Source organism: Kingella negevensis, from assembly GCF_030177895.1.
In the GTDB taxonomy this organism is placed as follows: Bacteria; Pseudomonadota; Gammaproteobacteria; order Burkholderiales; family Neisseriaceae; genus Kingella_C; species Kingella_C negevensis.
In genome coordinates this window covers 2,067,242-2,094,114 of sequence record NZ_CP123448.1, presented here as the reverse complement: position 1 = coordinate 2,094,114, position 26,873 = coordinate 2,067,242, and the positions used below count along the sequence as shown (strand labels likewise).

Annotated in this window: 25 protein-coding genes; 18 read left to right on the top strand and 7 right to left on the bottom strand. The window is 48.9% G+C overall.

Translation table 11 applies throughout. The annotated features are described in order from the left end of the window. Positions 1-16: 16 nt before the first annotated feature. Positions 17-1,015 (bottom strand): UDP-N-acetylglucosamine 4,6-dehydratase (inverting), encoded by a 999-nt coding sequence (gene pseB, locus QEO93_RS11375; RefSeq protein ID WP_032138002.1) that lies wholly within the window; start codon positions 1,013-1,015, stop codon positions 17-19. A 72-nt stretch (positions 1,016-1,087) separates the two neighbouring features. On the opposite strand from pseB, the gene QEO93_RS11370 reads away from it, so the two are divergent. From QEO93_RS11370 to QEO93_RS11290, 17 genes are all read left to right on the top strand, one after another. After that, positions 1,088-1,819 (top strand): tetratricopeptide repeat protein, encoded by a 732-nt coding sequence (locus tag QEO93_RS11370; RefSeq protein ID WP_032138003.1) that lies wholly within the window; start codon positions 1,088-1,090, stop codon positions 1,817-1,819. Between the two features lie 6 nt (positions 1,820-1,825). After that, complete coding sequence (locus QEO93_RS11365) at positions 1,826-1,966, top strand: hypothetical protein (protein WP_157686379.1); 141 nt, start codon at positions 1,826-1,828, stop codon at positions 1,964-1,966. Positions 1,967-2,165: 199 nt separating this feature from the next. Then, positions 2,166-2,420, top strand: a complete 255-nt coding sequence (locus tag QEO93_RS11360; protein ID WP_032138004.1) for a sensor histidine kinase — start codon at positions 2,166-2,168, stop codon at positions 2,418-2,420. A 91-nt stretch (positions 2,421-2,511) separates the two neighbouring features. Then, the gene (gene smc / locus QEO93_RS11355; RefSeq protein WP_085815447.1) at positions 2,512-5,994 is read left to right on the top strand and encodes a chromosome segregation protein SMC; all 3,483 of its coding nucleotides are present in this window, start codon (positions 2,512-2,514) and stop codon (positions 5,992-5,994) included. An 87-nt stretch (positions 5,995-6,081) separates the two neighbouring features. Then, entirely contained in the window at positions 6,082-6,954 is an 873-nt protein-coding gene (locus QEO93_RS11350) for a beta-1,6-N-acetylglucosaminyltransferase (protein WP_245190688.1), read from the top strand. Positions 6,955-7,048: 94 nt separating this feature from the next. Beyond that, positions 7,049-7,855, top strand: coding sequence for a glycosyltransferase (locus tag QEO93_RS11345; RefSeq protein ID WP_032138007.1), 807 nt, complete (start codon positions 7,049-7,051; stop codon positions 7,853-7,855). A 293-nt stretch (positions 7,856-8,148) separates the two neighbouring features. Continuing rightward, complete coding sequence (locus QEO93_RS11340) at positions 8,149-9,381, top strand: exopolysaccharide biosynthesis polyprenyl glycosylphosphotransferase (RefSeq protein ID WP_032138008.1); 1,233 nt, start codon at positions 8,149-8,151, stop codon at positions 9,379-9,381. Between the two features lie 102 nt (positions 9,382-9,483). Continuing rightward, positions 9,484-10,500, top strand: coding sequence for a UDP-glucose 4-epimerase GalE (gene galE / locus QEO93_RS11335; RefSeq protein ID WP_032138009.1), 1,017 nt, complete (start codon positions 9,484-9,486; stop codon positions 10,498-10,500). A 125-nt stretch (positions 10,501-10,625) separates the two neighbouring features. Continuing rightward, a complete protein-coding gene (locus tag QEO93_RS11330) occupies positions 10,626-11,876 on the top strand; it encodes a hypothetical protein (RefSeq protein ID WP_032138010.1) in 1,251 nt (416 codons plus the stop codon). A 52-nt stretch (positions 11,877-11,928) separates the two neighbouring features. Then, entirely contained in the window at positions 11,929-13,128 is a 1,200-nt protein-coding gene (locus QEO93_RS11325) for an oligosaccharide flippase family protein (protein ID WP_032138011.1), read from the top strand. A gap of 205 nt (positions 13,129-13,333) precedes the next feature. Continuing rightward, entirely contained in the window at positions 13,334-15,532 is a 2,199-nt protein-coding gene (locus QEO93_RS11320) for a TonB-dependent receptor domain-containing protein (protein ID WP_032138012.1), read from the top strand. 293 nt (positions 15,533-15,825) lie between these two features. Further along, a complete protein-coding gene (locus QEO93_RS11315; RefSeq protein WP_032138013.1) occupies positions 15,826-16,593 on the top strand; it encodes a ChaN family lipoprotein in 768 nt (255 codons plus the stop codon). Positions 16,594-16,640: 47 nt separating this feature from the next. Beyond that, positions 16,641-17,654, top strand: a complete 1,014-nt coding sequence (locus QEO93_RS11310) for a ChuX/HutX family heme-like substrate-binding protein (protein WP_085815446.1) — start codon at positions 16,641-16,643, stop codon at positions 17,652-17,654. A gap of 25 nt (positions 17,655-17,679) precedes the next feature. Further along, positions 17,680-18,462 carry a heme/hemin ABC transporter substrate-binding protein gene (locus QEO93_RS11305; protein ID WP_003791254.1) on the top strand — a complete coding sequence of 261 codons (783 nt, stop codon included), beginning with the start codon at positions 17,680-17,682 and terminating at the stop codon, positions 18,460-18,462. Positions 18,463-18,633: 171 nt separating this feature from the next. Then, complete coding sequence (locus QEO93_RS11300; RefSeq protein WP_085815445.1) at positions 18,634-19,572, top strand: FecCD family ABC transporter permease; 939 nt, start codon at positions 18,634-18,636, stop codon at positions 19,570-19,572. Continuing rightward, positions 19,569-20,318 (top strand): ABC transporter ATP-binding protein, encoded by a 750-nt coding sequence (locus QEO93_RS11295; RefSeq protein WP_085815444.1) that lies wholly within the window; start codon positions 19,569-19,571, stop codon positions 20,316-20,318. The genes QEO93_RS11300 and QEO93_RS11295 overlap by 4 nt, the downstream gene beginning before the upstream one ends. 180 nt (positions 20,319-20,498) lie before the next feature. Further along, a complete protein-coding gene (locus QEO93_RS11290; RefSeq protein WP_032138016.1) occupies positions 20,499-21,458 on the top strand; it encodes a glycosyltransferase family 52 in 960 nt (319 codons plus the stop codon). A gap of 239 nt (positions 21,459-21,697) precedes the next feature. Here the strand turns inward: QEO93_RS11290 and QEO93_RS11285 are convergent, their stop codons facing one another. From QEO93_RS11285 to QEO93_RS11260, 6 genes are all read right to left on the bottom strand, one after another. Continuing rightward, on the bottom strand, positions 21,698-21,904 hold the full coding sequence (locus tag QEO93_RS11285; protein WP_032138017.1) for a transporter substrate-binding domain-containing protein: 207 nt from the start codon (positions 21,902-21,904) through the stop codon (positions 21,698-21,700). A gap of 203 nt (positions 21,905-22,107) precedes the next feature. Then, entirely contained in the window at positions 22,108-23,478 is a 1,371-nt protein-coding gene (purB, locus tag QEO93_RS11280; RefSeq protein ID WP_085815443.1) for an adenylosuccinate lyase, read from the bottom strand. Between the two features lie 22 nt (positions 23,479-23,500). Next, positions 23,501-23,929: a Uma2 family endonuclease gene (locus tag QEO93_RS11275; RefSeq protein WP_052368850.1), complete on the bottom strand. Its 429-nt coding sequence runs from the start codon at positions 23,927-23,929 to the stop codon at positions 23,501-23,503. 27 nt (positions 23,930-23,956) lie between these two features. Then, positions 23,957-24,064: a Uma2 family endonuclease gene (locus tag QEO93_RS11270; RefSeq protein WP_218775914.1), complete on the bottom strand. Its 108-nt coding sequence runs from the start codon at positions 24,062-24,064 to the stop codon at positions 23,957-23,959. An 84-nt stretch (positions 24,065-24,148) separates the two neighbouring features. Next, positions 24,149-25,006 (bottom strand): basic amino acid ABC transporter substrate-binding protein, encoded by an 858-nt coding sequence (locus tag QEO93_RS11265; RefSeq protein WP_032138019.1) that lies wholly within the window; start codon positions 25,004-25,006, stop codon positions 24,149-24,151. A gap of 43 nt (positions 25,007-25,049) precedes the next feature. After that, positions 25,050-25,754, bottom strand: a complete 705-nt coding sequence (locus QEO93_RS11260; RefSeq protein ID WP_052368852.1) for an OmpA family protein — start codon at positions 25,752-25,754, stop codon at positions 25,050-25,052. Between the two features lie 188 nt (positions 25,755-25,942). On the opposite strand from QEO93_RS11260, the gene glyQ reads away from it, so the two are divergent. Further along, the gene (gene glyQ / locus QEO93_RS11255; RefSeq protein ID WP_032138020.1) at positions 25,943-26,842 is read left to right on the top strand and encodes a glycine--tRNA ligase subunit alpha; all 900 of its coding nucleotides are present in this window, start codon (positions 25,943-25,945) and stop codon (positions 26,840-26,842) included. Positions 26,843-26,873 lie beyond the last annotated feature (31 nt).

The following is a 26,873-nucleotide window of genomic DNA, read 5'->3' as shown; positions in this document are numbered from 1 at the left end:
CAGGCAGCCTGAAAGTTTAAATATTGCCAATTTTGTGTTGGTTCGCCGCCACCCACGCTTGCAACGCTTCTACGCTCATCCATTCAGGATTATTGTCGCTGGCATACACAAAACCTTCTGGCACTTTCTTGCCGTCCTTAATGCGTTCGGGCGTTTCGTCCCAACCGTTAATCGCTGGCAAAATTTTAAAATGTTCCGCGTATTCATAAGTGTGGAATGAATCTTCCGCGCTAATCATTTGTTCGTGCAATTTTTCGCCAGGGCGAATGCCGATGATTTCCAGCTTGCATTCAGGCGCGATTGCCGTTGCCAAATCGCTCACTTTCATAGACGGAATTTTCTTCACATAAATTTCGCCGCCAACCATATCATCAAACGCATGCCAAACCAATTCTACGCCTTGTTCCAACGAAATCATAAAGCGCGTCATGCGGTCGTCGGTAATCGGCAACACGCCCTGATTGCGAATATTCAAGAAAAACGGAATCACCGAGCCACGCGACCCCATGACATTCCCATAACGCACCACCGCAAAACGGCTGCCGTGTTCGCCCGAATACGCATTGCCCGCCACAAATAATTTATCCGAAGCCAATTTAGTCGCGCCATACAAATTCACAGGGCTGCTGGCTTTATCCGTTGAAAGTGCGACAACTTTTTTCACACCTTTGTCGATACACGCGTCAATTAAATTCATCGCACCGTTAATATTCGTTTTCACGCATTCAAACGGATTGTATTCTGCGGTTGGCACAATTTTCGTTGCTGCCGCGTGAACCACATAATCCACGCCGTCCAAAGCGCGGTATAGGCGGTCTTTGTCGCGCACGTCGCCAATGAAAAAGCGCACCCGTTTATCGCCTTGAAATTTCTTTGCCATTTCCCACTGTTTCATTTCATCGCGCGAAAAGATGATGATTTTTTTAGGGTTGTATTTCGCCAAAGTCATGGGAACGAATGTGTTGCCAAACGAGCCTGTGCCGCCTGTTACCAGTATAGTTGAATTGCTTAACATGATTTTTTCTACAATAGAATAAAATGAAAACGGCTATTATAGCAGCCTGAAAATATTATTTTGGAGAACGTCATGTATTTGCCTGAAAAACCGCCGTATGAACAGAAAAAATCGCCGTTCAATGGTGCAATCATCGCCGCACTGATAATTGTGCCGTTTGCGTTTTTGACGATGAAAACGGCGATAAGCAGCAAATCAACAAGGGCAACTTCGCAGCCTGAAAACGCCCAAGTGCCGTGGTACGCCAAAAAGCCCGACGCTGGCACATTTGAACGCGCCCATCAAGGCGACCGCAAGGCGCAATTTTTGGTTGGACGCTATTACATGCACCAAGACGATTGGGAAAACGCGGTGAAGTGGTACACGCTATCTGCTAATCAGGGACACCCAAAATCGCAAAACAATCTGGGTTTGGCATTTTTAGAGGGGCGCGATGTACCGAAGAATGCGGTAATTGGTTGCAAATACATGAAGTTATCTTACGAGCAAATGCGTACCCCTGAAGGCGCAGACAATGTGGCGATGTGCCACGACCAGCAAGGCAAAGGCACGCCAGCCGATATGCGCATTGCGTTTGAACATTACTTGGCGGCGGCTGAAGGCGGCATTGCACAAGCGCAGTTTGCGGTGGGCGAAATGTATTATCGCGACGAGGGCACGGACAAGCGGCAGCCTGAAAAAGCGGTTTACTGGTATCGTAAAGCGGCGGAACAGGAATACGTGAAAGCGATTGCGGATGTAGCGAAAATGTATTGGCGTGGCGATGAGTTGCCTGTCCGCAAAGAAAACGCTATTGCAGCGTAGTTTTTGTTGAAAAACGCACAAGTAAAAGCTGCGCAAAACGGGAAAGACAAGGCGGAAATGGAACAGAAATATCATTTGTCTGAAATGATTGCACAGTTGGAAAACAAAATGCCGCCTGATGTGCGGAAGAATATCCCCAAGTTATAGTGGATTAAATTTAGATTAGGACAAGGCGACAACGACCGCCGTTTACATCTAGTACATAAGGGAGTTGGCAACGCTGTACTAATCTAAATTTAATTCACTATAGAACAGGAATTGGCGGATAAACCGACAAAAGATTTAACTGATTAAAACGCTGACCAACAACGCTATTCGCTACACACCAAACGGTAGTCAAATCGATTTGTCCGCCGAAGAGTTGAGCGATAAGATTTTGATTTGCATTGAAGATAATGGAAATGGCATTCCCAAATCCGAACGCAAACGCGTGTTGAATCCGTTTTACCGCATTTTGGGGAGCGGCGAAGTGGGGACAGGCTTGGGCTTGTCTATCGCCGAGACGATTGCGAAACGCTATGGCGGTTCTATCGCGTTGAAAGAGAGTGTGAATTTTGAAACGGGGTTGCGTGTGGAAATCACATTTCCAAAAGCAGCCTGAAAACCACAAAAACGCAGCCTGAAAAATATTTTTCAGGCTGCGTTTGCTATAATTCCACTCTTGTTTATTCACTTCTCAGGTAGCCTGAAACATGCGTCTCACCCAAATCAAACTTGCAGGATTCAAATCCTTCACCGACCCCACCACCATCCACGTTCCCAGCCAACTTGTCGCCGTGATAGGACCAAACGGCTGCGGCAAATCCAACGTGATAGACGCCGTGCGCTGGGTGCTGGGCGAAGCGTCCGCCAAACAACTGCGCGGCGAATCCATGCAAGACGTGATTTTCAACGGCGCAGCCACACGCCGCCCCGCCCCACGCGCGTCCGTAGAACTCGTGTTTGACAACAGCGACCACACCCTACAAGGCGCATGGGGGCAATACGCCGAAGTCTCCATCAAACGCCAACTCACACGCCAAGGCGATTCCAGCTACTACATCAACGGACAACCCGTCCGCCGCCGCGACATCACCGACCTCTTCCTCGGCACAGGCGTAGGCGCGCGCGGTTACGCCGTAATCGAACAAGGCATGATTTCGCGCATTATCGAAGCACGCCCCGAAGACCTCCGCGCCTACATCGAAGAAGCCGCAGGCGTATCCAAATACAAAGAACGCCGCCGCGAAACCGAATTGCGTCTAAAAGACACGCGCGAACACCTGCAACGCCTGCACGACTTGCAAAACGAACTCACGCGTCAAGTGGAAAAACTCAACGCCCAAGCCGCCACCGCCGAGCAATATCGCAGCCTGAAAGCCCAGCTTGCCGCGCAACAAAACCAACTTGACTACGCCCAATGGCAAAACGCCCTCGCCGAAGCCGACAAAGCCGCCGAACAACACCAAATCGCCCAAACCAAGCAACAAAACACCAGCGCACAAACCGAACAACTCAACCAACAAATCCAAGCCCTGCGCCAAACCGAGCAAGCCCAACAAGAACAGCTTGCCCAGCTCAACGCCCAATACAGTCAAGTGCGCGAGCAACTCGCTCGCACCGAAGAGCAACAACGCGCCCACCAAACCCAGCAGCAACGCACCGAGCGCGAGCGCACCGCCGCTCAAGCCCAAATCGCCGCGCTGCACACCCAACACGCCGCAATCATTGCCGAGCGTGAAACCCTTGTTGCACAAAGCCAAGCCAAACAAACTGAATTGGAAACTCTCGCCCAAATCGTCGCCGAACACGAGCAGCGTTTGCCCGAACTGGAAACCCAAGAGCAAACCCAAGAAAACGCCTACCGCAGCCAGCAAGAACGCCTCAACCAAATGAAGCGCGAACTTGCCTTGAAACAACAACAACTGCAATACACCCAAACCGCCTTGACACAACACCAAGAGCGGCTCAACCGACTGCAACAAGAAACCACCGCACTCAACCTACCCGAAGACACCGAGTTAGCCACCGTGCGCGAACAAACCGAGTTGCACCAACAACAATACGAAACATCAGAAACCCAATTACAAACCCAAGAAGCCCAACTTCGCAGCCTGAAAATCGAATTACAAGCCGCTGAAGCCGCTTACCAAACCCTGCACCAACAACACATCACCGCCCAAGCCCAGCAGCAAGCACTTGCCCAACTGCTACGCAGTCAAACCACGCAAGACACATGGGCGAAAACCCCTTATGCCGACACCCCAGCCGTGTGGCAGCACATTCACGCCCCCGAAGCATGGCAACACGCGCTCAGCGTGATTTTAGCCGAGCGATTACACGCCCGTTTGCTGCCTGAAAACACCGAGTTGCAGCCTGAAAACCTGCCCCAAAGCGCAGCCGCATGGATACAATTTTCAGGCAGCCTGAACAAAAAAACACAGCCAGCACAAGCCCTAATCAACCAAATTCAATGCGACAAACCTTTTCAGGCTGCGTTGCAATATTGGTTAGACGGCGTACTTTGTTCGCCCAATTTAGCCCACGCGCTTACCCATCAACACGATTTGCAAGCCCACCAACAATGGCTCACACCCGAAGGACATCGCATTGATAAAACAGGCGCAATCCTGTTTAACGCCGACAATGCCGAACAACTCGTGCAGCAAAAAGCTCAGCACGACAGCCTATTGGCGCAACTGGAAACCCTAGAGCCGCAGCTAACCCAAGCGCAAACCCAACGCACCACCCTGCGCGAACAACTCGCCCAAGCCGAGCAACAACACAGCAACGCTCAAGCTCAACATCGCCAGCTTACCAACACCCTGCAAACCGTGCAAAACCGCGCCAACGAACTCATCACGCGCACCAACCAAGGGCAAATTCGCCGCGAACACATCGCCCAAGAACGCGCCAAAATCGCCGAAGAAAGCGAAATTTACACCCAGCAGCAAGACACCCTATCTGCCGATATAGACACGCTCACGCAAGCCGTTGCTGAATTGGACGTGCAAAACCGCGAATTGTCAAGCAGTCGCCAAAGCCAGCAAACTGCGTTAAAACAGGCGCGACTGGCGTTGCTGGAAGCCAATCTCCAACACGGCACGGCAGAACTCGCCCTGAACAAATGGCAGCAACGCATAGAAAATCTAAGCGTTCAGGCTGCCACGCTGGTTCAGCAGCAAGAAAACTGGCGTTTACGCATGGAAGAAGCCGCGCTGCTTGCCGAAAATGATGAACAAGCGCAGCTTTTGGCAACCCAGTTGGCAGACATTCAAGCGCAAGCCGAAGAACTGAACGAGCGCGTTTTAGCCGCACAAGCGCAACTTGCCGCCACACAAGCGCAAGGTCAAACCGTTTACGAAACCATGCAGCAAGCCAACGCGCAGTTGCCGCAGTTTCAGGCTGCCGTGCAAACCGCGCTGTTGCAGCAACAACAAGCCTTGCTCAACGCTCAGCGTTTCCACGAAAATTTATTAGAACGCGGCGCAGATTTGGACGCGTTCACGCCTGAAACTGAACGCAGCCTGAAAGAATTGGCACAGCACATCGCGCAGTTGCAGCAAAATATTTTGGATTTAGGTGCGGTCAATCTTGCCGCGTTGCAAGAATTGGCAGAAGCGCGTGAACGGGACAATTATTACCGCACACAAAGCGAAGACGTGTTAGCCGCGATTGCCTTGCTGGAAGAAGCGATTGCGCAAATTGACGGCGAAACGAAAGTGCGTTTCAAAGAAACTTTTGACGCGGTAAACGACAAAATGCAAGCGTATTTCCCCACGCTGTTTGGCGGCGGCGAAGCACAGTTGCAAATGATTGGCGATGATTTGCTGACGGCTGGCGTGTCGATTCAGGCGCGTCCGCCTGGTAAACGCAATTCCACCATTCACTTGCTTAGCGGCGGCGAAAAAGCCTTAACCGCCATGAGCTTGGTGTTTGCCCTGTTTAGCTTGAACCCTGCGCCATTCTGTTTGTTGGACGAAGTGGACGCGCCGCTGGACGATGCGAATACCAGTCGTTTCTGCAACTTGGTTAAAGAAATGTCTGCACAAACGCAATTTTTGTATATCTCGCACAACCGCTTAACCATGGAAATGGCAGAGCAACTGGTGGGCGTAACCATGCAAGAAAAAGGCGTTTCGCGGATTGTGGCTGTGGATATTCAAGAAGCCTTGCAAATGGCAGATGCAGCCTGAAAAACGCAAAATGTTGTTTGATAGGGACAAGGTTTATCCTTGTCCACATTTAACTTTCTGAAACACAAAAAAGGACAAGGCTAAACCTTGCCCCTACCAAATATCTGTTCGCAGCCTGAAAATTATTCCCACGAAAACCCTACCATGAACGCCTATCTCATTCTCTGCCACCGCGCCCCCACCCACATTCTCACACTCGCGCAACGCCACCCCACCGCGCAATACTATATTCACTACGACGCCAAAGCCCCGTTAATCAAGCTAGACAGCCTAAAAAACCAACCCAATATCCACATCGTCCGCAACCGCATAGACGTGAACTGGGGCGGCTTTTCCATGATAGAAGCCACATTGGTACTCATTCAGGCTGCGTTAGCCAACAAAAACAACCGCCATTTTCATTTGATGAGCGGCGATTGCGTCCCCCTAAAAACGCCCGAACAACTCGCCAAAATCTGCCAAACGCAGCCTGAAAATACCGTTTGGCTGCACAGCGAAAACGCTCCGCACCTGCGCTATCGCACCCGTTTCAACGCCCCACACGCCGACACCAAATGGCAACGCAAACTCATCGGCAAAATCCTCACACGCAGCCTGAAAATCGCCGACAAACTCATTCCCAGCAGCGAAACCTGCCTTTCAGGCAGCCAATGGTTTTCCGCCAACCGCGCTGCCTTGCAAATCCTGTTCAACGAAAGTTTGGGAGACCCCACCGCGTTTTTTGAGAAAAAACTCGTGCCAGATGAACACTTTTTTCAACACATTGTCGCCCAAAATTCAGGCAGCCTGAACCACATCAACAACAACCACCGCTTTATCCGTTTCGCCGAAAACGCCAACCACCCAGATGCACTCACGCTAGACGATTTGTGGGCAGCGCAACGACAAGATTTTTGGTTCGCGCGGAAAGTGTCGCCCGAAAATATTGAGCGGTTTTTGCAATACGAAACGCAGTTATGATTTTCAGGCTACTTGAAAATGGAACGTGGGCTGCCAGCCCACAAACACCCCACCCCCACCACTTTGCGGGCAAGCTGCCCGCACTCCATCGAACATGAACTTCACCGTCCTAATGTCGCTCTACATCAAAGAGCAGCCTGAAAACCTCCGCCAATCCCTGCAAAGCCTAGCCGACCAAACCCAACGCGCCAGCGAAATCATCATCGTGCTAGATGGCAACATCACGCCCGAATTGCAAGCCGTGCTAGACCACTTCCAGCCCATTCTACCGCTCAACATTTTCAGGCTGCCTGAAAACGTAGGGCTAGGCAAAGCACTCAATTTCGGGCTGCAACATTGCACGCACGAATGGGTGTTCCGCATGGACACAGACGACATCGCCACCCCCACCCGATTCGCCGAGCAATGCCAATACATCGCCCAAAATCCCAACGTGCAACTTTTGGGCGGACAAATCGCCGAGTTCGCCCAAAATCCCGAACACGCCCAACACGCCCGAATCGTCCCACAAACGCAGCCTGAAATCATCTCGTTCGCCAAAAAGCGCAACCCATTCAACCACATGACAGTCGCCTACACAAAAACTACTGTGCAACAAGCAGGCGGCTATCAACATCATCTGTTTATGGAAGACTACAACCTGTGGCTGCGAATGCTCTCAAACGGCGCAACCGCCGCCAATCTGCCGCAAACCCTTGTTTACGCGCGAACAGGCAACGCCATGTTGGAACGTCGCCGCGGTTGGCAATATGTGCAGAGCGAATGGCAGCTCATGCGTTTAAAACACAGATTGCGTTTTCAGGCTGCATTGCCCGCGTTTGGGTGTTTTTTGTTGAGAAGTGTGCCGCGTGTGTTGCCTGCGAAATGGTTACGTGGGGTTTATCAAGCTATCAGGAAATAAATCAAGCTGCCTGAATAGCTTTTGACGGGGATTTGATTAGAGAGAATAAATTAGAAATAATCACGCCTTCGCCGTTGCAAAACGGTGAAACTGGGAGGCAGGGATAACACAAAACCCCTGCTGGAACAGGGGTTTTTGTGTTGCACTTGCCAAGTGATTAACACTTTACAGGAGCAACGTAGGCGGTTTTTTATTGCGCTTTAAAAGCATGAAAACCGTACAAAATACACAACCCCCAAAACGCAGCCTGAAACCGTTATAATCCCATTTTTCAGGCTGCAATCAAAAACCACATGAAACCCACCCCGTCTCTCTTTATCCGACTGATTATCGGCGTGTTACTCATCGCGCTCACTGCAGAACTCTACCTATCCGTCAAAGACATCCACCCCCACGACACCAAAGTGATTAACAGCGCAATCATCTGTTTCATCGCCTATTTAACCACTGCCGTATCCATCACCACCCTCCGCGCCTTCCCTGGCAAACAAACCTGGCTGAACATTCTGCCCGCCGTCGGTATCGCATACAGCAGCGTATTTGCCGTCAGCGGCGTGTTATTCATCACATTCTCAAACAGCTTCGTGATTGCCAACGGACTGATTACCGCCGTCTTCTTTCTAGCCGACTTCTACATCAGCCGCCACCGCACCCCACGCATGGCATACATACCACTCGGACGCGCCACCCACGCCGCCGAAATCCCAAACGTAGAATGGCAACGCCTAGACCAACCCACGCTGCCTGAAAACCGCCTACGCGCCATCGTCGCCGATTTGCACAGCAACGACCTTTCCCCCGATTGGCAACGCTTTCTCGCCGATTGCACCCTGCGCGGAATCGCCGTTTACAACATTCGCCAAATCGAAGAATCGCTCACAGGGCGCGTCAAAATCCGCCACATGTATGAAAACGACTTAGGCTCATTGCTACCCAGTCCGCGCTATATGCTCGTGAAGCGCGTGTTGGATATTTTCCTGATTATCATCAGCGCACCGCTCACCGTGCCGCTGATGATAGCCACCGCCATCGCCATTCGCAGCGAAAGCGCAGGCAGCATATTTTTCGTGCAAAACCGCGTTGGGCAAGGCGGACACGAGTTCAAAATCTACAAATTCCGCAGCATGACGCTCGATTCCGAAAAAGACGGCGCAAAACTTGCGCAAGTGGGCGACGCCCGAATCACGCGCGTTGGCAAGTTTATCCGCAAAACGCGCTTGGACGAATTGCCGCAATTTTGGAATATTTTGCGCGGCGACATGAGCTTAATCGGCCCTCGCCCAGAGCAAAAAGTGTTTGTAGAACAATTCAATGAGCGCATTCCGTTTTATAATTATCGCCATATTGTGAAACCGGGGTTGTCGGGCTGGGCGCAGGTTACGCAAGGCTATGCAGGCAACGAAGACGAAACACAAATCAAGCTGGAACACGATTTTTACTACATCAAACACTTTTCGTTATCGCTGGATATTTTGATTATTTTTAAAACGATTAAGACGATTTTGACAGGCTTTGGGGCGCGTTGAGGTTTTCAGGCAGCCTGAAAACAAAAAGTCGGCTTGGAAAACCGACCTACAACAGTTTTGCAAAAATATCATTTTCAATCATTTTGAACAAAGGAAACCACCATGAACATTCTCGTAACAGGCGGCGCAGGCTTTATCGGCTCACACACCGTAGTGGAACTGTTAAACGCAGGACACAACCCCATTATATTGGACAACTTATGCAATTCATCAGCCAAAGTGCTGACTCGAATCAACGAAATCACAGGCAAAACGCTCGTATTTTATCAAGGTGACATCCGCGACCGCGCCCTATTGCAACAAATTTTCAGTGAACACAAAATCGATAGCGTGATTCACTTCGCCGCCCTCAAAGCCGTGGGCGAAAGCGTGGCGCAACCCTTGCGTTATTACGACAACAACGTTTCAGGCAGCCTTGTTTTATTGGAAGAAATGAGCAAAGCAGGCGTGTTTAGTATCGTGTTCAGCTCGTCTGCCACCGTGTATGGCGACCCAGAAATTGTGCCAATCACAGAAAGCTGCAAAACAGGCGGCACAACCAACCCTTATGGCACATCAAAATACATGATGGAACGCATGATGATGGACTTGCAACACGCCGACCCACGTTGGAGCGTGATTATCCTGCGCTATTTCAACCCAATTGGCGCGCACCCAAGCGGCAAAATCGGCGAACAACCGAACGGCATTCCCAACAACTTGCTGCCATACGTTTGCCAAGTCGCCGCAGGCAAACTAAAAGAACTTGCCGTATTTGGCAACGACTACGACACCCCAGACGGCACAGGTGTTCGCGATTACATTCACGTTCAAGATTTGGCAATCGGGCATTTAAAAGCCCTGAATACCAAAGCCCAAAGCGCAGGCGTACACATCTACAATCTCGGCACAGGGCAAGGTTATTCCGTATTGGACATCGTGAAAGCGTTTGAGCAAGCATCTGGGCAAAAAGTGCCTTATGCGATTAAACCGCGACGCGCAGGCGATATTGCTGCGTGTTATTCCGACCCAGCCAAAGCCAAAACAGATTTAGGTTGGACGGCAGAACGTGATTTAAACACGATGATGATTGACGCATGGCGTTGGCAATCTAATAACCCAAATGGGTATGAAGACTAAATAATTTTCAGGCTGCTTTTTGTGATACAAACTCAACGCAGCCTGAAAACCAATTGCCTACATATGGGCTGCATTTTTCCGATAAAATGCAGCCTGAAAATCTTTAACCATTCACAAAAAACACCATGAAAAACCTAATCCTAACCGCCATCAATAACAACTATCACTTTTGGTACAACCAAGCCATTCCCTTTTTTCTCAGCCTAGCCGACACCGATTTTTCAGGCAACGTTGGCGTGATTAGCTACGGTTTGTCCGAAGAAAAACAAAACGTCTTGCATGAAAATGGCTACTTAGTTTTTCAGGCTGCCCATCATTTTCAAGACATCACCATCGACCGCCAATGGACAGCCGCCCAAATCGCCCAATCAGGCGAATTTGACCGCGTCGCACTTTACGACACCGACATTTGGTTTCCCAATTCACATCTATCCGTATTCAACCCAATCCAAGACCCAGAAAAACTCTACGCCGCGTATGACGTTTCCTGTGCCAATTTCATTTTTAACTGCGCACAAGATTACGGAAGAGACCGTGTTCGCAACAAAATCAACCAACTCATGCAACAAAACGGCTACCCCTATCAAGTCGGCGTATTAATCGGCTATCCATTAGCATGGCAAAAATACAGCCAATATTTAGACACCCTGCTCACAGAAAACCAATTCAAAATCGAATACGGCGTAGATACCACCGCCTTTAACCTATACGCCATCGACCAAAATGGCGTGGCACGGCTGCCTGAACGCTACAATTGCCTACCCACATGGGGCTTACAAATCAGCAATTTAAGCGAACAAGGCAAGCAGCCTGAAAAAGAAACCCACCGTTTCACGCTCAACGGCGAACCCGTAGAAGGCATACACGTGGCAGGCAACTTGCGCCGTTGGGGGCGACACGATTACGAATACTCCGTTTATCATGGCGAACGCTACCATGCAGCAGGCAAAAAATTCCGTCATCGCCCATTCACACCACAAAACATTCCCGTTGAAGCCTTAACACACCAAAGCGCGTCGCATTCCCCTACGCTTATCGTCCGCCAAGTGATGATAGAAAACAGCATAGAAACCGAATGCCAAAACGACGAAATCCTCATTCGCGCATCAGGTTACAGCAAATTCACGTTGCACAACCCGCACGATTACGACATCACTTTTCAGGCTGCCTTACAAACTGTGTTAAACCGTCATTTATGTCAAGTAGCCATAGCACAACAATCCACAGGCGAAATCACCGATTTCAAATTCAAGCACAATTTCTGGCTCACGTTTACCATAAAAAGCGGCGAAGAAATCACGTTCTACACCAACGATTTAAACCCCGAACACAGCATGGCACAATGGCGGTTTAGATTAGTAAACTTCGCAGCCTGAAAACCCCATTAACAAAAGCAGCCTGAAAACATTTTCAGGCTGCAACATCATCATGAAAATCCTAAAAGACAGCTTCATCTACCTATTCGGCGAACTTGCCGCTAAAGCCCTACCCTTTCTCTTGTTGCCCTATCTCACACGCAAATTCGGCGCAGCAGGCTTCGGCGAACTCTCGTATTATCAAACCATCTGCTCCCTACTCATCATCGTTTTTGGACTCAGCCAAGACGGTGCACTGACACGCTATTTTTATGTGTACGGCAAGCGCAACCTAAACAACATCATGCTCGCAGGCTACGGCTACACCGCGCTCATGGCAACGCTCGCCCTGATTTTCGCCGCAATCACACAATCGCTCACAATCGCCGCCGTGATTTGCGCCGCCGCCGCCCAAACCGTGCTAGGTGTACAACTTGCCCTGCGCCAATGCCAAAAACGCGCCCTGCCCTACACCCTCATCCAAACCACAAACGGCGTGTTTACCAGTCTGCTCACCGTGCTGATTTTGGAAACCACCGTCGCCGCACCGATTGCCATGCGTTTCGCCGCCCTATTTCTCGGCAACGCAGCCGTGTCCATCGCCGCCTATTGCCTAATCCCCAAAACACAAAGCCGCCAAAATTTCAGAAAACTCAAACTTGCAGGCTGCTATGTTTTAACTTTTGGTTTACCGCTCGTCCTGCACCACGCCAGCGGCTTTGTGAAAGGTCAGCTAGACCGAATCGTCATTTATCAGCACTATCCAGCCGAACAGCTCGGCATTTATTCCGCAGGTTTGCAGCTTGCCAGCATACTCAGCATTCTACTGCTCGCCGTGAACAAAGCCACCGTGCCGCACTATTATCAAGCCCTGAAACAAGGTAGCCTGAACGCCGAAAAAGTCCGCAAATTTGCGTTATTTAGCCTGATTGCTGTCCCCATTCCCACATTTATCGCCTTTTTGCTGCCTGAAAAACTATACGTTTGGATTTTGGGCGCACAATATCTCGGTGTGAAATACTACATCTTGCTGTTTTTGCTCGGATTTGGGTTCACAATCCCCTATTATTTGCTCGTCAATTTCCTGTTTTATCATGGCGAAAACAAACGCATTGCGACTATTTCTGTGTTATCCACCGTTGTTTATTTGGTTGCACTGTTTGCCACTTCGCTGGTTGGTATTCAATGGATTCCGCTTGCCATGATTATTGGCAATATCACCATTTTGCCGATTTTGTATCATCGCGTTTCACAACATATCAAAGCAGCCTGAAATCTTTACGAAACTCGTAATGCTTTTGCAGCCTGAAAAGAGCCCCTGCCCCCTCGCAAGGGCTTTTTTCGTTTATTTGCTCTATTTTAATCTCTTAACTTTCCCTACAAAATATTGATAATGATTTTTATTTGTCTTAAAATTTTAGAAATAATTTGATTTTGTGAGCATGTAATTAATCATTCTGAAGAAATAGAGAGAACGGATGAAACGCTTTACCCTTTCTTTGCTTGCCATTCTTTGCGCAAACGCTTGGGCGGAAACTGCCACACCAGCCGCCAATCAAAACCTCCCCAGTCTCAAAGTAACCGCCTCCAAAATCAACCGCCCCTATCAAACCCCGTCTGCCGTGTCGCATATTGAAAAAGATGAAACTGGCAGAGACTTAAACGAAATCATCCGCAGCAGCCCCAGCCTGTTCACGCAGCACGACATTGGGCAAGGCGGTATTTCCGTGAACATGCGCGGCTTGGAAGGCTTCGGGCGCGTGAACACCACTATTGATGGCGTGAGCCAAACGTTTTACCAAACCAACCCAGCGCACGGCTGGAACGGGAACACGGTTTACGTGAACGAAGACTTTTTGGCAGATGCAGAAATTGAACGCGGCTTGGCACACGGCGCAGCAGGCGGCAACGCTTTGGGTGGCAGCCTGAATTTCCGCACACTTGCCCCATCAGATTTAGTGGAACAAGGCAAATCCTTTGGCGGACGCTTGACCTTGCGCCGTGGTTCAAATGGCTATGGCACAAACGGCATGGTCGCGCTGGCGCATAAGCAAGAATTAGCCAATTCAGGCAGCTTTGGCGCATTGCTCGCGTTTGGTGGCAAAGTGAAAGGCGGCTATAAAAACGGTGCTGGCGAAACCATTGCAGGCGCTGGCTTGGAAGACAACAAAGCCATGGAAAGTGGCGTTCACGCACGAAACTTTATGGGCAAACTGGAATATTCGCCCAACCGTTACCACAACTTCAAATTCAGCTACATCGGCAACCGCAGCCGTACGCACAACAACCACACTCCCATTGAAGTGGCAACAGACAGCGGCTTGCTGCAATACCGTTACAAACCCTTGTCTGATTTAGTGGATTTACGCGCAGACGTGTCTTACGGCGAATCCCGTCAGTATTTCCAAAAAGAAAACTGGGACAACGGCTACCAAAATCGCACCACCAAAAACCCAACGTGGTCATTCAATTTAAGCAACCGTTCCGCGTTTGAATTGGGCGATAGCGATTTGAGTTTAACGTACGGCACAAAAATCCAGCGCACCCGTTATCACTCAGATGAAGACAAATTAGACAATCCCGAAGCCTCAAGCGTGTTGGCGACAGGCAAGCAAAACACCGCCAACATTTTTGCTGAAGCAGAATGGAAGTTGAACAAATGGACAGTAACAAGCGGCGCACGTTACGAACGCTACGGCTACGCAGGTTATTTACCACCTACAGAAGACGATGGCGCAGTGGTTCTGCCAAAAGGCGGCAATGTGCATTTCAACAGCAAAGAAAACCACTTCAACCCTTATTTCGGTTTAGCGTATCAGTTCACAGACTGGCTGCAAGGTTACGCCACATACGCCCACACCAGCCGCGCACCGAATGTGCAAGAGTTTATGTATGTGAACAACTTGAAAAACAACCCTTATTCCGTGAACCCCTATTTGAGAGGCGAAACCGCGCGCAACCGCGACATCGGTTTCAACATCTTCAAACAAGGCTTTCTGAAAGACAATGACACCGCGCGTTTGAAAGTCAATTACTTCAACAACCGCGTGAAAAATTACATCTTCCAAGACCAGTTTTACGTGTGCAACAACTTCGCAAAATGCAGCTTAGACGATTATGTGCACAACGGCGGCGACATTTCTCCAGTTGGCATATTCCGCAACGCGACCGACACCACCAAAATTCACGGCTGGGAAATTGAAGGCGGTTACGACTTCGGTCGCGGCTACATCAACGTAGCCTACAGCCGCAGCAAAACCGACACGCCAACCGACTGGTTAGCCGACATTACCAGCACCACACGAACGCAGCCTGAAAGCCAGCTTGTGTTAGACGTGGGTTCGCGCTGGTTGGATAACAAACTCGTCGTTGGTGCGCGCATGACACGCATGGGCGACGACACCGTACCAGCAGGCATCGACACAGATTTGAATTTGCCCACCACCACCAAAATCAAAGGCGGCAAAAAAGTGTTTGATTTGTATGCGAAATACGACATCAATAAACACGCTAAACTGTTCTTCAACATTGATAACCTGACGAACACCGTTTACAACTATCCGCTCAGCAGTGGTGGTACGTTGGGGACGGGGAACACAGGCGCAACTTCTGACTGGGCGAACAAAGGCACAGGTCGCGGAAGAACGTATTACGCGGGTTTTACGATGCAGTTTTAATGAAACCTGTTTTCAGGCTGCTTTTGAGTATGCAACAAAAAGGCGATTTTGCCACTGTTAGTGAGCTGTGTGCTAGGCTACTTTTGAGTATGCAACAAAAAGGTAGACTGGGTCGCGCCCCAGCACATCTTCATGCAGCCTGAAAATATGGCATGTAGGGTGCGCCTCGTATACCAATTTTTCAAATTAACCCATTTTTCAGGCTGCCTGAAGATTTTAGTGCGTGGGGCACACCCTACGTTTATGCCATTTTGTCGCACACAAAAAGCAGCCTGAAACCCCAAAACCCCACCATGAAAACCCCATTCCTAATCATCATCGCCCTAGCCCTACCGCTCGCACACGCCGAGCCAACAGGCACAATCTACCAAACCGCCACAGGGCAAACCCTCACACCCGTTCAGCTTGCCGAGCAACTCAAGCAAGCTGACATCGTGCTGATTGGCGAAGAGCACGACAACCCCCAACACCACGCCGCCCAGCAATGGCTGCTGGAACACACCAACCGCCACACAGGCAGCACCATTTTGGAAATGCTCGCGCCCGAACAGCAGCAGCCCATCAACGAAGTGCAAACGTGGTTTCATCAAGGCGGTAAAAGCGGCATGCGTTCGCTCGCAGGCAAAATCAACTGGAACATGGCTTGGGATTGGTCGCAATATCAAAACGTGATGCACACGCTACTCACTCAAACACCAGCCATCGTTTCAGGCAGCCCCAGCCGCAGCGAACTAGCCGCCAACCAAAATTTCGCGCCGCAAGGCAAATTTGCCAGCCAAGCCAAAGTGCAAACTGCGTTGTCGCAAATCATCAGCAATCATCACGGCGGCGGCAACATGGTCGCTATGCAGCAATACAAAGACTTCCGCATGGCTCAAGCCCTGTTGCAATCGCCTAAACCAGCGTGGCTGATTGCAGGCAATATTCACGCATCCAAGCAACTGGGCGTTCCCCTGTTTTTGCAAGATGCAGGATTTTCAGGCAGCCTGAAAGTGCTGTTGCTCAGCAGCAAAGACAACGAAATCGACAAACAACACGCTGATTATATTTGGCTATTTTAATTTTTCAGGCAGCCTGAAAACAACACCCCACAAAAGAAAGCATTTTCATGACCCCAAACACCCTAATCGAAACCCAAGAACAATCCATTATTCAGGCAGTCAAACAAGCGCAACTGACAGAAGGACAATACCTCGCCCAACACCCGAACAGCCAATATCTCGGCAGCGAAATCAACGCCTTTTTGCTCAGCTTAGAAGCACTCGGCAACCTAACCAGCACCGTTCGCAACCCCATCGCCTACAGCCAAAAAACAGGCATTTATCACAACCTAGACCTGTCTCCCATGATGGGCACCGCCATCAATTTAGGCGGACTCGACTTGCGCCTATTTTTGCGCCGCTGGAAACACATCATCGCCCACCAACAAAACGATTGCTACAGCTTCCAATTTTTCGACACATACGGCAACGCCATCGAAAAAGTCTATCTCACGCAGCCTGAACAAATCCCAGCATGGCAGCAACTGTGTCAGCAATTTACCCAAAGCACCACGCCCGAATGGGAAACGCAGCCTGAAAACCCAGCCACCCCACTCAACACACTCACCCCCGAAACCATCGCTGCCTATCAGCAAGAATGGCAAACCCTGCAAAACGTCCACCACTTTCGCGTTGTGCTGTCTCAGTTTGGCATCGACCGCCTGCAAGGTTTGCAATACGCCCCACAAAACGATGCCATGCGCCTACCCATTGCCGCATTAGAAGCCATCATCACCCAATGCGCACAACGCAAAATCACCCTGCTGACTTTTGTGAACAACAACGGCATTGTGCAAATTCAAACAGGCAAAGTGCACCACATCACACGCCAAGACAACGGCTTACACATGCAAGACCAGCAAGAAGAACAGTTCACCTGCCACATACAAGACCAAAGCATCAGCCAATTTTGGTTTGTCCGCCGACCAGGCAGCAACGGCATAGTGCACAGCTTTGAAGCCTACAACGACCAACGCGAATTAGTTTTGCAATTATTTGGCAGACAAGCAGACGCAGAAAGCGAACCAGCTGATTGGCAACAGCTTGTTCAAGATATTTTGACTCAATTTCAGGCAGCCTGAAAATCTATTCACAAAGGAAAAAAACATGAAAAAAACCGCCCTACTATTAGCCCTTCTCGCCAGCAACGCCTTCGCGCAACGCATCGTTGTCCTCACCCCCGACACCGCCGAAATTGTCGCCAAACTTGGTGCAGCGAATGAAGTGGTCGGGATTCACGAATACAACCACCTGCCCGAATACACCCAAACGCCCACCATCGGCTTTTTCCGCACTCTATCGCCCGAACCCATTGTGTCCAAAAAACCCGATTTGGTGCTCGGCAGCTTTGTCGCCACACCCAACACCATTTTCCAAAACCTGAAACAAAGCGGCGTGCGTGCAGAAAACGTCAATCCCACCGAAACCCTCGCCGAATACACTGCCAGCATTAACCGCATTGGTGCACTGATTGGCAAACAAGCCCAAGCCAGCGAATTGACCAAACAGTTTCAGGCTGCCATCAAACAACAACCAGCCACAGGCAAACGCTATCTGCTGAGCTATGACGGGCGATACGTTTCAGGTCGCGGCACGGTGGGCGACACGCTGATTAAGTTAGCAGGTGGCATCAACGCCGCCGATTCCGTGCAAGGCTTGAAACCGCTCTCGCGCGAAGCGTGGCTTGCCGCCAAACCCGATGTCATTATCATCGCCAAACACAACGAAGCCATGCTAGGCGGTGCAAGCAAATTAGCTGCGCGTCCCGAGCTTTCAGGCAGCCCTGCCGCCAAAAATGGCAAAATCGTTTTTTGGACGGGCGACCACTTTTTGCGTTATAGCTTGCATACGCCTGAAAGCATTAAGCAGTTGAATCAGTTGGCGAAATAAAATTCAGGCAGCCTGAAAACGCATAACCGTAGGGTGCGCCCCGCTCACCAAAACTTTCAGGCTGCCTGAAAATTTGATTTCATTAAAAAAAACGGTGCACATGGTGCACCCTACGCAAAAATTCTCTCGCATTCAAAAGCAGCCTGAAAAACATAAAAATACATTCCACCCATGTTCACAAAATACATTCTTCCCATTCTCGCCATTGGATTACTCGCTCTCTTCTGCCTCGGCATCGGCGAAGGCACATGGCAAAACCCCTTCACCATCGACGACGTGATGCGCGAAATCCGCCTACCACGCATCATCGTTTCCCTACTCGTCGGCGCAGCCCTATCCGCAAGCGGTGCCGCCCTGCAAGCCCTGTTTGAAAACCCACTCGCCGACCCAAGCCTCATCGGTACATCAGGCGGCGCAGCGATTGGCGTTGTCGTCGTGATTGCGATGGGCTGGGGCAGCATCGGCGTACCGCTTGCCGCCTTTTTGGGCGCGTTTGGCGTGTGCATGCTGATTTTGCTTGTTCATCGCTGGATAGGCGGCGGCAAATACGGCTTGCTCGTTTTAGGCTTCGTACTCAGCGCACTCTGCAGCTCGCTCGTTAGCCTCATTTTATTTATGTCAGACGACATGGCACTTCGCAGCGCAATGACTTGGCTCGCAGGCAGTTTTTCCGAAGCAGGATTCATCTCGCTTAGTTACGCCGCCAGCATTATGCTCATCGGCTGGCTGATTTTATTAGCCATCGGTAGACAGCTAGACTGCTTACTTTTGGGCGACGAAGCCGCACAAACCATGGGCATCAGCATCGCCAAAACACGCACCCTCACCATTATCGGCGCAGCCATGATGACAGGCGCTGCCGTATCACTCGGCGGCATTATCGGCTTTGTTGGCATGATGGTGCCCAACGTATTAGCCCGCGTGATTGGCGGCGGACGCAGCCGTTTAATCGCCCTAGCCGCCTTATGGGGCGCAGTGTTCGTGCTGATTGCCGACACGTTTTCACGCTGGATTATCTATCCAATAGACCTTCCCGTTGGCATCGTCATTTCCATACTCGGCGGACCATTTTTCCTATGGCTCATCATGGACAAAAGAGACAAAGCATGACCCTACATTTTCAACACGGCAAAATTATTTCAGGCAGCCGCACCATTTTAGACGTGCCCGAAATCCAGTTCCCAGACCACCAAATCAGCACCATCATCGGCGCAAACGGCGCAGGCAAATCCACCCTGCTCAAACAAATTTTGCAATCTAAACACACCCAATGGCGCGGCCAACCTTTTCAGGCTGCCTTAAAATGCGGCAAATGCGCGTGGGTTGGGCAACACGAAAGTTTCCAGCTCCCCATGACACTGCTCGAATACGTCCTCATGGCGTGTTATCCCAAACTCGCATGGCATCAGCAGCCCAATCGCGCAGACAAAGAACACGCCGCCCACTGGCTGCAACAATTTGAGCTAGACCACCTGATAAACAAGCGCATCGACACCCTATCAGGCGGCGAAAAACAACGCGCCGCCATCGTCCGCGCCCTGTTACAAAATGCTGAAATTCTGCTGCTGGACGAACCTACCAATCACCTCGATATTCGTCATCAGCACGTTCTCATGCAGCAACTACGCGCCCTGAACGAACCCAAACCGACCATCATCATGGTGTTGCACGATTTGAACCTTGCCGCCCATTACAGTGATTTTGTCGCCCTGATGAAAGATGGCAAAGTCGTCACCCACGGAGAAACCAGCGAAGTGATGCAAGCGCAAACCCTCAGTCAGCTTTATGATTGGCAAATCATTGGCGACGTGCAAACAGGTTTTCAGGCTGCTTATACAGCACAGAAAGCAGCCTGAAAAATAGAAAAAGCAGCCTGAAAACCAATTTCAGGCTGCTTTTCATTTCCAGAATATCGTTGAATAAAATAAAAAACTCCTAACCTTGTAGGTCGGATTCTTGAATCCGACCTAAGAATATGGGATTTCTATTTCATTTCACTATACAATCCCATTTTTCCCATTCACGCAGCCTGAAAAATGAAAAACCTCTTTATCTGCCTCACCCCATTACAAGCCCTTATCGCCCAAGCCCTCATTCGCCAAACCGCCCCTATTCCAGCTGATTTGCTCATGGTCTGCTATCCCGAAGCCGACAACGCCAAATTCCACCATTACTACCAGCAAACCGCCGCTCAATGCCAGCATAGCAGCTACCAAATCATGCCCAACGGCAGATTTCAGCGCGAGTTCGCCCTGCCCAAACTGCTGAAAAACCTAGAAAAATCCTACCAAACCATTTACGCCGCCAGCATCGACAACCCCATTGTCCAATACCCACTCAGCCACCTAAACTTCCAAGTCCTCGAAACCTTCGATGACGGCACAGGCAACCTCTACCCCAACAGCATTCTCTACCAAAACCCACCACACAGCCTGAAACGCAAAATCATCAACCAAATCCAAGGCATACACTACCAAACCCAAGATTTGCGCCAACTCAGCCGCCAACACCACACCCTTTATCCCAACCAGCCAAATATTGTCAGCCCCACAATCCCCGTACAACTCTGGCAAATGCAGCCTGAAAACCAAACTCCGTTTTCAGGCTGCCAAAACACACAAAAAATTCTGCTCGGTCAACCTCTATTTCCCGAAGCAGAACAAAACATCACCCTTGCGCAACACATTGCCCAAAAATACCAAATCCCCCAATATTTCCCCCACCCCCGAGAAAATTACAGCGTGGACAATATGGAATACATCGACACCCCTCTCATTTTTGAAGACTATTTACTACAACAAATCCAAAAGCAGCCTGAAACCCAATTTCACATATATCATCTAGCCAGCACCGCCGCGCTGAATGTGAGCCATTTTCTGCGCGTGCAAATTCACACAATCCAACCCAATAACGCTCTTTTCAAGCAACAAAATTTCACCACTTTGTATCAAATCATGAACAACATGGGCTTGCACATTGAAAATTTAACTGATTAAAATCAAATAAAAAAATCAAAGAAAGTAAATTTCAGGTTAAGCAATAAATCTACATGAACAATCATGGTATTATCTCCCTCGCTTACTCCTAGCAACTGGCGTAATTGACTTCCCTATAATTTGCATGCAATTGCGCTTTTTCATTCCATAATGAAACCGATGTTGCCGCTCTTCTGGCAACATCGGCTTTTTTTGCGTAAAAAAAATGCAGCCTGAACACTTTTCAGGCTGCATTCACATTATTTCACAGCAGGCGCACTCGCAATACTCACATCACTTGGAACTGCTTGGTTCCATTTCTTCAAAATCGTCTCATACTCACCCGATTTTTTCACATTCGCCAAACCCGCATTGATTTTATCCAACAATTCCTTATTCCCCTTTTTTACCGCACAAACCAAGTTAGACCCACGGCTTACAGGCAATTCTTGAGAAACAAATTTCACATTCTCATCTTTAAACGTTTAGCTACCCATGTAGTACTGCAACACAGTAGAATCTGCCACCACCTTAGCCTGATTGCCCACCAACGTACGCAATGCACCAAAAAACCGAATCACGAATCACCAATTGAGATTGCTTCACTTGGAAACGTTCAGGCAAATCTTTTTGAGCATCTTCAGAACTAGAAATTGCAATTTCAGGCTGCTTAAATATGTTTTGCGAGTTCCGCCGCCTTGCCGATATACAGTGCAGGCGTAAGCGCGAGCAATTCCGCTTTGGCTTCATCGGGAATATTCAGGTTGCTGATAAATATTTTCAGGCTGCCTGAAGTGATACCGCCTTTGCCGCGCGTTAAATCTTTGAGTTGCTCGTAAGCGTTTGGCACGGCATAACGGCGCATAACTGTTTGAATCGGCTCGGCTAATAATTCCCAAGTTGCGTCCAAATCCGCCGCCATTTTTTCGGGATTAGCTTCCAATTTGTTCAAGCCACGCAAATGCGCGACCAAACCCAAAACGGTATAGCCCACGCCCATGCCCATATTGCGAAGCACCGTACTATCCGTCAAATCACGCTGCCAACGCGACACAGGCAATTTTTCCGACAAAAAGCCCAGCACCGCATTTGCCATGCCTAAATTGCCTTCCGAATTTTCAAAATCAATCGGATTGACTTTGTGCGGCATGGTGGAAGAACCCACTTCGCCAGCCTTCACTTTTTGCTTGAAATAGCCCAGCGAAATATAGCCCCATACATCGCGGTTGAAATCAATCAAAATCGTGTTGATGCGGCTAATCGTTTGGAAGAATTCCGCCATATAATCATGTGGTTCAATTTGGATTGTGTACGGATTAAACGTCAAACCGAGCGATTGTTCCACAAATTTTTTGCTGTGGTTTTCCCAATCCACATCGGGATACGCAACCAAATGCGCGTTGTAATTGCCCACCGCGCCGTTGATTTTGCCTAAAAATTCTTGTTCCGCTAACTGCTTGATTTGGCGATTTAAACGGTACAACACATTGGCAATTTCCTTGCCCAAAGTCGTGGGCGTGGCTGGCTGACCGTGTGTGCGCGACATCATCGGCACTTCGGCTAAATCATGCGCTAATTGCTGCAATTTGGCGGTAAATTCGGCTAATTTCGGCAATAACACGTCTTCATGTGCTTGTTTCAACATCAACGCATGAGATAAATTGTTGATGTCTTCCGAAGTGCAGGCAAAATGGATAAATTCGTTTACCACGTGAACTTCGGCATTGTTTTCAAAACGCTTTTTCAACCAATATTCAATCGCTTTCACATCGTGATTGGTCGTAGCTTCAATCGCTTTCACTTCGGCAGCGTTGTCTAAATTAAACGATTGAATCACGCTGTCAATTTCGGCAATCGTGCTGCCTGAAAATGCTGGTACTTCGGCGATTTTCGGCTCGGCTGCCAAGGCTTTGAGCCATTCCAATTCCACGCGAACACGCGCTTTCATCAAGCCATATTCTGAAAAAATCGGGCGCAAATCTTCGGCTGATTTGGCGTAACGTCCGTCTAAAGGAGAAAGGGCAAAAATGGGGTTAATCATGGGTTTCTTTCAAATCGGGTTTTCAGGCTGCCTGAAAGGTTTTTTTGGGGATTTCTAACGCAACATCGGCATAAATATCGACAAGCGATAAAGTGGTGTCCACGCAAGGTAAGGTTATCACGTCATCGGCTTGCACGAATGTTTCGGCTTTCCAGTTGTCTTCGCTGCGGTAAATGGTTACGGTGCGGAGATTTTGTTCAACTAAAATATAGGCTTCTAGTGTGGAAATTTGGCGGTAGCCGTTTAGCTTAATCGTCAAATCGACTGCGCGTATGCTTTCGGATAGCACTTCAAAAATCACAACGGGCTGACCTACTTGGTTTTCGTTGCGTGTGCTGTCGCAGTCAATTACAACATCAGGGTAGTAATAATTGTGTTTGCATTGGACGCGCCAATCTCTGACAAATGCTTTGCACTTTTTATCTTTAAACTTTGGGTATAAGTTACCCAAAATATTCCCAGTGATGAAAGCATGGTTTCACAACGCTCCTGCCATTGCCCAAATTTCGCCGTTGATGTATTCGTATTTTTCATCGGAAAGATTGGTGTAATGCTGCAAGTATTCTTGTTCGCTCACAAAAGCCATTATTTTCCTTTCAGACTGCAAAATAAAACTTCAGGCAGCCTGAAAGCACAAAACATACTTTTCAGGCTGCCTGAAATGGTTTTTTTATTTAGCAGCAGAAGCGGCTGGTGCAGACGCTGATGTTACAGGTGCACCAAACCATTGCACATGGATTTTGTCGTAAGTGCCGTCTGATTTAATTTGTGCCAAGCCTTTGTTAATCGCTTCACGCAAGCCATCGTTGCGACCTTTGCGGAATGCGAAACCGTATTCTTCTTTGATGAAACTTGGGTCTAAAATCATGGTTAATTTCGCATCTGGGTGCTGTTTCGCGTAATACGCAATCACACCGCTATCGCCCACCACTGCGTCCACGCCGCTGTTTTCCAGTTCTTTAAACGCCAATGGCATATTTTCAAAGCGTTTGATTTTTTGGCTGTCTGCGCCTTGCAATTTTTGCAAAATCAAATCGCCTGAAGTGCCTGATTGAACCGAAGCTGAACGCTCTTTCAAATCAGCAAATGATTTGATTTTTTCTTTGTTATTATCATTAAAAACAATCATTTGCGTAGCAGCAAAATAAGGGTCTGAAAAGTCCAATTGCTGTTTGCGTTCATCATTAATCGTGATACTTGCCAAACCAATGTCGCTATCGCCTTTGCCGATGTTGGCAAACAAGCCATCAAATGGCGTGTTCACGAAATTCAATTTCACGTTTTGGGTTTTGGCTGCTGCGTCCAAAATATCGTGTGAAAAACCCACTACGGCGTTGTTTTCCATGTATTCCATTGGTGCGTAAGATGCGTCAGTTGCCACGATATAGGTTTTGCTGGTATCAACTGAAGCGGCTGCGCTTGGGGCTGCTGAAGCTGCTTGATTGCCGCTTGCACCTCCGTTGCCCCCCGAACAAGCAGCCAGCAAACCAGCTGCTAACACTACAGATAAAATATTCCTTGTAAACATAATGTTACCCTTTTAAAAACTAAATTTTCAGGCTGCCTGAAAATCACTGTAAATTCAAAGAAACGTGATATTTCTGCTCTTTTTGAACTGGTTTGGCTTCGTGCAACACGATTTGGCTTTCAGGCACACCTTCTGCCAGCAATAAATCGCGCACTGCCAACATGCGTTCACGCGTTAAATGTGAATCGGCTGGCGTATCATAAAAACCTGAAATTTCTACTTTTTTGCCCGATTTCACACCAGCCAAAATGTCTTTCAGGCTGCTAATGGAATCGTCTGCAATATAAGTTTCTTCAGGCGCAAAATAAAAATGCACCGAGCCGTCTTTTTCCAGCACGGTTTTCATGTTGTCGTTTTCAGGCTGCAAATCTGCTAACAATTCATCAGCCACTGAAGACGCTGCCGAAGCTGAAACCGCAGAAGCCTCTGAAGCGTTATCTGTACCAAAGTCCGCAGGTGCGGTCATGCCTTTGGTTTGTTCATCGCTAGAGATTTGTGCGCGGTCTGCCGCTTCTGCTTCCGAAGAAGGAATCACGCCGCCGCGCAGTGCTTGCGCTGTTGTTTGCACGGCTTGCGCGGTGTCGTGTTCGCGCATGTCCACGTAGTAAGAAAAGCCTACCAACGCCGCCGCGCCCAAGCCTGCCACGACAACCACGCAACACAGGTGAAATTTCTTATTTTTCGTAGCCGAAAAATCGTCTGATAAATCAGACGATGTTTGGTTATTTTCTCGGTTTTCCGAAGCCATAATTTTAAAAAACAATCCAAAAAAACAATATAAATTGCTTTATACCGCAAATTAACATTATTTTACCAGTATTTTAAACTAATCTAACAAAGATTTTGCAGCCTGAAAATTGTGGAAACGCTTTCAGGCTGCATTCAAATACCGTAAAATAGCCAACTTTATTTAACACAACAATAGACTAGAACATCATGCTGACTTTTCAAGACATCGTCTTTAAATTACAACACTATTGGGCAGCGCAAGGTTGCGCGATTATTCAACCGTTTGATATGGAAGTGGGCGCAGGCACATCGCACCCAGCCACTTGCTTACGCGCGTTAGGCCCTGAGCCATGGAATGCGGCTTATGTGCAACCCAGCCGCCGCCCAAAAGATGGACGCTATGGCGATAACCCAAATCGCTTGCAACACTATTATCAATTCCAAGTGGCTTTGAAACCTGCACCTGATGACATTCAGGATTTGTATTTAGGCAGCCTGAAAGAATTGGGCATTGACCCAACCGTTCACGACATTCGTTTTGTGGAAGATGACTGGGAAAACCCAACTTTAGGCGCGTGGGGCTTGGGCTGGGAAGTGTGGTTGAACGGCATGGAAGTAACGCAATTTACCTATTTCCAACAAGTCGGTGGGATTGATTGCACGCCAGTTTTGGGCGAAATCACTTACGGTATTGAGCGTTTGGCAATGTATTTGCAAGGCGTTGAAAATGTGTATGATTTGGTGTGGACGGTTACGCCTGACGGCACGAATTTGACTTACGGCGACGTGTATCATCAAAACGAAGTAGAGCAATCTACTTACAATTTTGAACACAGCGATACGGAATGGCTGCTGGGTCAATTCAATGGTTTTGAAGCGCAAGCCAAACGCTTGTTGGAACAAGAAGACGCACAGTTGGCGTTGCCAGCCTATGAATTGGTGTTGAAAGCAGGGCATACGTTTAACTTGTTGGACGCGCGTGGGGCGATTTCCGTAACCGAACGCGCAACGTATATCGGGCGTATTCGTGTGTTGAGCCGTCAAGTGGCGCAGAAATTTGTGGCAAGCCGTGAAGCGTTGGGCTTTCCATTATTAAAACAAAAATAATTTTTCAGGCTGCCTGAAATCATTAAAGTGG

What these genes read in the sequence shown, in the direction of transcription:
- pseB (WP_032138002.1), bottom strand. Translation starts at nt 1,015, where the DNA reads ATGTTAAGCAATTCAACTATACTGGTAACAGGCGGCACAGGCTCGTTT.
- QEO93_RS11370 (WP_032138003.1), top strand. Translation starts at nt 1,088, where the DNA reads ATGTATTTGCCTGAAAAACCGCCGTATGAACAGAAAAAATCGCCGTTC.
- smc (WP_085815447.1), top strand. Translation starts at nt 2,512, where the DNA reads ATGCGTCTCACCCAAATCAAACTTGCAGGATTCAAATCCTTCACCGAC.
- QEO93_RS11345 (WP_032138007.1), top strand. Translation starts at nt 7,049, where the DNA reads ATGAACTTCACCGTCCTAATGTCGCTCTACATCAAAGAGCAGCCTGAA.
- QEO93_RS11340 (WP_032138008.1), top strand. Translation starts at nt 8,149, where the DNA reads ATGAAACCCACCCCGTCTCTCTTTATCCGACTGATTATCGGCGTGTTA.
- galE (WP_032138009.1), top strand. Translation starts at nt 9,484, where the DNA reads ATGAACATTCTCGTAACAGGCGGCGCAGGCTTTATCGGCTCACACACC.
- QEO93_RS11330 (WP_032138010.1), top strand. Translation starts at nt 10,626, where the DNA reads ATGAAAAACCTAATCCTAACCGCCATCAATAACAACTATCACTTTTGG.
- QEO93_RS11325 (WP_032138011.1), top strand. Translation starts at nt 11,929, where the DNA reads ATGAAAATCCTAAAAGACAGCTTCATCTACCTATTCGGCGAACTTGCC.
- QEO93_RS11320 (WP_032138012.1), top strand. Translation starts at nt 13,334, where the DNA reads ATGAAACGCTTTACCCTTTCTTTGCTTGCCATTCTTTGCGCAAACGCT.
- QEO93_RS11315 (WP_032138013.1), top strand. Translation starts at nt 15,826, where the DNA reads ATGAAAACCCCATTCCTAATCATCATCGCCCTAGCCCTACCGCTCGCA.
- QEO93_RS11310 (WP_085815446.1), top strand. Translation starts at nt 16,641, where the DNA reads ATGACCCCAAACACCCTAATCGAAACCCAAGAACAATCCATTATTCAG.
- QEO93_RS11305 (WP_003791254.1), top strand. Translation starts at nt 17,680, where the DNA reads ATGAAAAAAACCGCCCTACTATTAGCCCTTCTCGCCAGCAACGCCTTC.
- QEO93_RS11300 (WP_085815445.1), top strand. Translation starts at nt 18,634, where the DNA reads ATGTTCACAAAATACATTCTTCCCATTCTCGCCATTGGATTACTCGCT.
- QEO93_RS11295 (WP_085815444.1), top strand. Translation starts at nt 19,569, where the DNA reads ATGACCCTACATTTTCAACACGGCAAAATTATTTCAGGCAGCCGCACC.
- QEO93_RS11290 (WP_032138016.1), top strand. Translation starts at nt 20,499, where the DNA reads ATGAAAAACCTCTTTATCTGCCTCACCCCATTACAAGCCCTTATCGCC.
- purB (WP_085815443.1), bottom strand. Translation starts at nt 23,478, where the DNA reads ATGATTAACCCCATTTTTGCCCTTTCTCCTTTAGACGGACGTTACGCC.
- QEO93_RS11270 (WP_218775914.1), bottom strand. Translation starts at nt 24,064, where the DNA reads ATGGCTTTTGTGAGCGAACAAGAATACTTGCAGCATTACACCAATCTT.
- QEO93_RS11265 (WP_032138019.1), bottom strand. Translation starts at nt 25,006, where the DNA reads ATGTTTACAAGGAATATTTTATCTGTAGTGTTAGCAGCTGGTTTGCTG.
- QEO93_RS11260 (WP_052368852.1), bottom strand. Translation starts at nt 25,754, where the DNA reads ATGGCTTCGGAAAACCGAGAAAATAACCAAACATCGTCTGATTTATCA.
- glyQ (WP_032138020.1), top strand. Translation starts at nt 25,943, where the DNA reads ATGCTGACTTTTCAAGACATCGTCTTTAAATTACAACACTATTGGGCA.